Here is a 6740-nt window from a genome sequence, read left to right on the forward strand (position 1 = left end):
GGGGGCCGTTGACGCACGGGGCTGGGCCGAGCGGTGCTGAGGCATGGCGCGCCTGGGCGGCCAGGTCGGCGGTGAACGGGATGCGCCTCAGCCGGCGCGGTCGACGAGGAGGTTGCCGCTGATCGTCCGGGCGACCAGCTCGAGGGTCTCCTCGCCCGGCTCCGGCTCTCCGGTGGAGCGGAGTGCGGAGCGCATCTGTCCCGACACCGTGCTGCAGTCGAGGAGCACCGCGGTGCCCTGCGCCACCCCCACCCGCACGTCGCCCGAGGTCGACTTGACGTCGAGGTGTCCGGAGACGGCGCGGGCGACGTGGGCGTCCCCGGACGCCGTACGCAGCCGGGCCTGGCCGTGCAGCTCGTCGACAGTGATGTCTCCCGAACCCGATGTCGACTGCAGACGCCCGGTTGACGCCACGGTGACATCACCGGAGCCGGTGCGGGTGACGAGCGAGTCGCGCACGGCCCCCGCCCAGATGTCGCCCGACCCGGTCTGGGCCCGGCCCCGGCCCACGGTCGTGACTCGGACGTCGCCCGAGCCGGTGACGGCCTCGAGGTCGCCGACCTCGACGAGGTGGATGTCGCCGGAACCCGAGCGGACGACGGCGCGGCTCAGCGGCACCGTGCAGGTGATGTCACCCGAGCCGGTGCCCACGTCGATCTCCGAGCCGGGCGGCAGCGTCACCCGGATCCGGGTGCGCTCGCGGGAGAAGAACCGGGGCAGCGGCGCCTCGAGGTGCAGCACGCCGCCGACCAGCTCGACGACGGTGCTCGCCACGAACGCCCCCCGGTCGGAGGCGTCCCGGCTCGACTCGAGCAGGACGGTGACCGTGTCGGCCGCGCCCTCGGCGACGACGAGGTCGGTGGCCCGCAGGGTCGCCTGGACCCGGATCGGTCCGGCGACGGTGAACTCGTGCTTCATGGGTCCTCTCTCAGACGGTGCCGTCGTTGTCACGGCGGAGCGGGAAGGTGGCGCGGGTGGGCCGGCGGCGGGGGACCGGGCGGCCCGGCTCCCGCTCCGCGCGGAAGGTGCGGACGTACTGCTCGGCGAAGGCGCCGAGGACTCGGGGGTCCATGGGGAGGCCTCTCTGTGTCACCGCGCCCAGCCGGTCATCCGGCGGGTCGCGGGGGAGAACGGTGGGCTGGGTGGGGCCTGCAGCGCGCGCTGGGCGGCGCGCACGATCCACGTGTTGACCGAGACGCCCTCGGCGGCGGCCGCGTCGTCGATCCGGGTCTTGAGGCTCTCGGGCAGGCGGAGTGAGACGCGCGCCTGGGAGTCCTCGGACGGGACCGGGGGCTCGGGTGGGGTGGGCGGTGACGGCGGTGTCGGCTCGGTGCGTGGCCGGCGCTCGACGACGACCTCCGGCTGGCCGCCACGCAGGCGCACCTCGACGGCGTCCCCGTCGAGCTTGACGGTGATGTCGTCGGTGAGCTCGGAGGCGAACTCGAGCAGGGTGAGACGAAGCGCCGGCTCCAGCGCGGCCGCGAGCCGCTCGGCGGCCTCCTGGACGTCCTCGCCGGCGGTGCGGGCGGCCGCGGCGAGGGCGTCGCGGAGGTTGCTCAGGTACGGTGCGAGGTCCATGACGTCATAATGGCGTCATTCGTGACGTCATGGCAAGGGAACTGCCGTCAGTCGTCGGGGTCGGCGATGTCGATGACGAGGCGGGCCGGGCGGACGAGGGGGAAGACCCGGTAGGCCGCCGCACCGTCGTCGACCCCGACGAAGAGCTGGGTGACGCCCTCGAAGGTCCCGACGTAGTGGACCTCCTCGATGACGTCCTTGCCGTCGAGCGGCCCCAGCGGGGCGTAGTGGCCCTCGCCCTCCTCGGGGTACCGGGTGCCGGTGATGTCGACGGCGAGGACGGCGTCGGCGTCGATTTCGATGCGGTCACCCCGGCCCGCCGCGACGGCCTCGGTGACGTACTCGCTGCGCCACCCGGGTACGCCGTCACCGGCGAACTCGATGACGACGCGGTCGTAGCCGTCGTGGTCGCCCACGTGCAGCGCCACCGGCAGGAGCGGCTCCCCGCTCGGCTCGGACACGTCCGGCTCCCCGGGGAACCGGAACGGCGGCGGTGCGGCGGGGTCGACGTCCACGACCGTCGGCGTATCCGTCGCCGTCGGGGCGGCGGGCTCCGCCGGGTCCGTCGGGTCGGTGGGGGCGGTCGGGGCGCCACCCGCCGGCCGCTCGACGACGATCGGGGGCGGGTTCGACGTCGGCTCGCCGGCCGGTTCCGCACCGCTGCACGCGGCCGGCCCGAGCGTCGCGACCGCGACCCCGGCGAGCGCGACACGTCGGGGGAACCGCTGCCACGGCGTCGTCATCGGTCCCTCCTCGTCCGGCCGGTGCGACCGATGCTAGACCTGCGCGGCCGCGGCCAACCCGTGGACGAGGTCGGACCACAGGTCCTCGACGTCCTCCACGCCGACCGACAGCCGGAGCAGGTCCTCCGGCACGGTGGCGGCCTCGGAGTCGAAGCGGCGCCGTCGCTCGAGGCTGGACTCCACGCCGCCGAGGCTCGTCGCCGGCACCCAGAGCCGGACCGCGGCGGCGATGGCGTCGGCCCCCGCGCGGCCACCTCTCGGCCGCAGCGTGATGATCGAGCCGTAGCCCGTCATCTGGGCCGTGGCCCGCTCGTGCTGCGGGTGGGTGGGCAGCGAGGGGTGGCCGACCGCGACGACGTCGGGGTGCTCGGCGAGCCGGCGCGCCAGCTCCGCGGCGTTCTCCTGGGCGCGCTCCACCCGCAGCGGTAGGGTGCGCAGCCCGCGGAGCGCGAGCCAGGTCTCCCACGGCCCGGCCACCGCCCCGCCGATGTCGCGGCGCAGCCGCAGCTCGTCGTAGAGCTCGCGCGCGCTGGTGAGGACCGCGCCGAGGATGACGTCGGAGTGACCCGCGAGGTACTTGCTCACCGAGTGGACGACGACGTCCGCGCCCAGCTCCAGCGGCCGCTGTGCGAGCGGGGTGGCAAAGGTGTTGTCGACGACGACGAGGGCGCCGGCGGCGTGGGCGGCGGCGCTCACCGCCCGGATGTCGGCGATCTCGAGCATCGGGTTGGTCGGTGTCTCGAGCCAGACCAGCGACGTCGGCCCGCCGGCGATCGCGGCGAGGACCGCGTCGGTGTCGGCGATGTCGACCTCGACGACGTCCACGCCGCTGCGCTCCCCGAGGCGGTGGGCGGCGACGAGGGCCGCGTGGTAGGCGTGCCGCGGCACGACGAGCCGGCTGCCCGGGCGGGTGAGCTCGAGGGCGGCGCTGACAGCTGCCATGCCCGAGGCGAAGACCAGGCCCGGCTCCGCGGCGCGCTCCAGACCGGCGAGCACCTCCTCCAGCGGCTCCCACGTCTCGGTTCCCAGCCGCGTGTACACCGCGTCGCCCGGCCGGACCTCACCGCGGCCGACGTAGGTCGAGGAGAGGACGACCGGCGGGTTGACCGGTGCGCCGTCGTCCCGCGCCGGGCGGCCGGCGACGACGGCGTAGGTGGCGGGGGTGAGCTGGGTGCTGGGGAAGGGGTGCTGGTCAGTCACCTCCCTAGGTTATGTCGAGGCCCGCGGACCCCCGTCCGAGGTCTGTCGAGGGCCGGGGACCCCGGTCCCAGGTCATGTCGAGGCCCGGCACCCCGGTCCGGCGGGTTGCGGCGGAGCCGGAGCGGGCCCGCAGGTAGTCTCACGGGCGATGAATGCTTCGAGCCAGCCCGACCAGCCCTCGCGCCGCATCCGGCTGGCGCTCGTCTTCGGCGGCCGCAGTGGCGAGCACGGCATCAGCTGCGCCACGGCCGCCGGTGTGCTGCGCGCACTGGACCGTGACCGCTACGACGTCGTGCCGATCGGCATTACGCCCGCGGGTCAGTGGGTCCTCGCGCCGGACGACCCGGAGGCGCTCTCCCTCCACGGGACGGAGCTGCCCGAGGTGCGGCCGGCGGACGCCGACGTCGTCCTGCCGATGTCGGAGACGAGCCGCGACCTCACGGTCACCGAGCCCGGCCGCCCGCCGCGCAGCCTGGGCGAGGTCGACGTCGTCTTCCCGGTGCTCCACGGCCCGTTCGGGGAGGACGGCACGCTCCAGGGCCTGCTCGAGCTCGCGCAGATCCCCTACGTCGGCTCCGGTGTGCTCGCCTCGGCGGTGGGGATGGACAAGCACTACATGAAGGTCGTCCTCGCCGGGCACGGCCTGCCGGTGGGGCGCTACACCGTCATCACCCCGCGCCAGTGGCGCGCCGACCGCGGCGCAGCGACGGACGCCGTCGAGAGCCTCGGCTTCCCGGTGTTCGTCAAGCCCGCCCGCGCCGGGTCGTCCCTCGGCATCTCCAAGGTCGAGCGGCTCGAGGACCTCGAGGCCGCCGTCGCCGTCGCCCAGCGGCACGACCCGAAGGTCATCGTCGAGGCGGCCGTCGCCGGCCGGGAGATCGAGTGCGCCGTGCTGGAGGGCCGCGGCGACGCGCCCCCACGCACCGCGCTGCCGGGGGAGATCGCGGTCACCGGCCACGAGTTCTACGACTTCGAGTCCAAGTACATCGACGCCGAGCACGTCCGGCTCAGCTGCCCGGCCGACCTGCCCGAGGAGGTCACCGAGCAGGTGCGGTCGCTCGCGGCGCAGGCCTTCGAGGCGCTCGGCTGCGAGGGGCTGGCGCGCGTGGACTTCTTCGTCGGTGACACCGGCACGGTGACCATCAACGAGGTCAACACCATGCCCGGGTTCACGCCCTACTCGATGTACCCGCTCATGTGGGAGCGCAGCGGGCTGAGCTACCCCGAGCTGGTCGACGAGCTCGTCCAGCTCGCCCTCGAGCGGCCGATCGGACTGCGCTGACGGCGGCGGGCTGACCACGGCGGCGGCCGGCCATGACCACGGCAGCGACCGACTGACCGCGGCGGCCGGCCATGACCACGGCAGCGGCCGACTGGCCGCGGCGGCGAGCGCGCCCGACCGCTGCCGGGCGACGTCGGTGGCACCGGGCAGCCCGGTGCCACCGTGACCGTCAGTAGCGCAGGATCGCGCCGATGCCCTCGGGCAGCCCGGCGTCCTCAACCACGGTCACCTCTCCACCGGCCGCCAGGGTGGCCCGGGCGGTGAGGTCGAGCAGCTCGGCGTCCGCCCACTCGGTGTCGGTCCCGAGGTGGACGAGCGTCGGCTCGGTGATGGAGCCCCAGCGCGGCACGGCCTCGTCGACGACGAGCTCGGCCACCCGGCCGGAACGCGCCGCGCGCTCGACGGCCGCCGGGTCGGTCGTGGCCAGGCCGGTGCCGAGCAGCCCGCGGAGGCGGGAGAGTGCGGCGGCCCGGCGACGGTCCCGCAGCCCGGAGATGATCGGCCAGGTGAGCTCGTGGAGCTCCTGCTCGCTGAGGTCGTCGCAGTGGCGGTCCACCGTCTCCTCGAGCACGTGCGGGTAGGAGGTGAGCTCGCGGAACGCGGCGACCGTGTGCGGCAGCCCGGCGAGCACCATCGGCAGGTCGCGGTCGCGCAGCACGTCCTTCAGGCCGTCGTCGACCTCGCGCAGGAAGCGCTGGACGGCGTCCTCCTTCGGGTCGCTCGCGCCGTGGCCGAAGAACACGGCCCGGCCCCGGCGGCCGCCGACGAGCGCCCGGGCCACGGGGGAGGGGCGGCCGGCGGGTACGGTGACGACCTCCTCCACGCTGCTCGGCACGTCGGGCAGCTCGACCGGCTCCAGACCGTGGCGGCCGCCCTGGAACAGCCGCACCTGGTCCTGGCTCAGGGTGAGGACGAGGTAGTGCTCCCGGCCGCCGAGCAGGCGCAGGAGCGGGGCGAAGACGAAGCGGTCACCCACGGTGACGGCGGTGGGCAGCGCCCGAGGGACGCGGTAGGCGCGGGCCTCGTCGGTGGAGAGGAACAGCGCCAGGCCCTCGCTCATGTGGCTCCACGCCAGGGCGTCGTTCTGCAGCTCGCGCCCGGGCCGGAGCAGCTCGTCGATCTCGGGACGGCGCAGGCCCTCGGCGGCCAGCGCGTCCTCCGCCCGGGAGAGCAGGTTCTTGAGCATGAGCGCGTCGGCGTCGGTGTCGCCGCCGCGCCGGTGGGTGGGGAGGAACACCGAGACGCACGCCCCGGTTCCTTCGACTCGGGCCAGCTCTGCCACGTCGTTACGGGTCAACAGGTCCATTGGGGAGACCTCCGTTCCAGTAGGGGACTCTCCTTCGACCGTAACCACGGTCCCGCCCGGAAAACCGGGCGAAAGGTCCCCTCCGGCGGTCTCAGTACACGTCGTCGACGCCCACGCACTCCCGCTCGACGGCAGTGCGCTCCACCGCCGAGGCGAGCTCGACGAGCACCGCGGTGGGCTGGTCCCCGCCGCGCTCGGCCGGCACGACCACCTCCACCGCGGGTACCCGGCCGTAGGTGATGAAGGTCCAGGCGCCGCTGTCCCGCCGGCCGTGCTCGGGGACGAGCTCGTCGTCGCTCTCCAGCGCGAGCCAGTCCACCGAGGTCTCGCCGGACTCCACGGTGATGCACCGCTCGGTGCTCGGTCCCGGCACCTCGACGCCGCAGCGCAGCGTGATCGGCGGCTCGCCCCACGCCGCCGTCGCCTGGCTGGTGATCGACCGCTCCTCGCCGTCGGCGAGCACCCCGGGCAGCGCCTGGAGCACCTCGCCGCACACCGGGTCCGAGGCGTGCGGACCGGGCGGGACGTTGACGGGCGCGGCGCACCCCGCCAGGATCGCCACGGCCAGCACACCGAGCACACGTCGTCTCACGACGTTCACCGTAACCCGTCCTGCGGCCCTGCCCGGACG

8 protein-coding genes are annotated in these 6740 nt (G+C 74.7%); 1 reads left to right on the top strand and 7 read right to left on the bottom strand.

Translation table 11 applies throughout. From position 1 onward, the window contains the following. Positions 1-87: 87 nt before the first annotated feature. The 5 genes from Q0195_RS11840 to Q0195_RS11860 are packed head-to-tail and all read right to left on the bottom strand — an operon-like array spanning position 88 to position 3521. On the bottom strand, positions 88-918 hold the full coding sequence (locus tag Q0195_RS11840; RefSeq protein ID WP_299278757.1) for a DUF4097 family beta strand repeat-containing protein: 831 nt from the start codon (positions 916-918) through the stop codon (positions 88-90). 10 nt (positions 919-928) lie between these two features. Further along, positions 929-1072, bottom strand: coding sequence for a hypothetical protein (locus tag Q0195_RS11845; RefSeq protein WP_299278759.1), 144 nt, complete (start codon positions 1070-1072; stop codon positions 929-931). Positions 1073-1089: 17 nt separating this feature from the next. Next, complete coding sequence (locus Q0195_RS11850) at positions 1090-1578, bottom strand: YlcI/YnfO family protein (protein WP_299278762.1); 489 nt, start codon at positions 1576-1578, stop codon at positions 1090-1092. A gap of 47 nt (positions 1579-1625) precedes the next feature. Continuing rightward, a complete protein-coding gene (locus tag Q0195_RS11855; protein ID WP_299278765.1) occupies positions 1626-2321 on the bottom strand; it encodes a hypothetical protein in 696 nt (231 codons plus the stop codon). Between the two features lie 33 nt (positions 2322-2354). After that, positions 2355-3521, bottom strand: a complete 1167-nt coding sequence (locus tag Q0195_RS11860; RefSeq protein WP_299278768.1) for an aminotransferase class V-fold PLP-dependent enzyme — start codon at positions 3519-3521, stop codon at positions 2355-2357. A 148-nt stretch (positions 3522-3669) separates the two neighbouring features. Here Q0195_RS11860 and Q0195_RS11865 point away from each other — a divergent pair, with 148 nt between their 5' ends. Then, complete coding sequence (locus Q0195_RS11865) at positions 3670-4803, top strand: D-alanine--D-alanine ligase family protein (protein ID WP_299278770.1); 1134 nt, start codon at positions 3670-3672, stop codon at positions 4801-4803. A gap of 169 nt (positions 4804-4972) precedes the next feature. Here the strand turns inward: Q0195_RS11865 and Q0195_RS11870 are convergent, their stop codons facing one another. Then, on the bottom strand, positions 4973-6109 hold the full coding sequence (locus Q0195_RS11870; RefSeq protein WP_299278772.1) for a hypothetical protein: 1137 nt from the start codon (positions 6107-6109) through the stop codon (positions 4973-4975). A gap of 91 nt (positions 6110-6200) precedes the next feature. Further along, positions 6201-6701 carry a DUF3515 family protein gene (locus Q0195_RS11875; protein ID WP_299278775.1) on the bottom strand — a complete coding sequence of 167 codons (501 nt, stop codon included), beginning with the start codon at positions 6699-6701 and terminating at the stop codon, positions 6201-6203. Positions 6702-6740 lie beyond the last annotated feature (39 nt).

Source organism: uncultured Georgenia sp., from assembly GCF_937958535.1.
Classification (GTDB): domain Bacteria; phylum Actinomycetota; class Actinomycetes; order Actinomycetales; family Actinomycetaceae; genus Oceanitalea.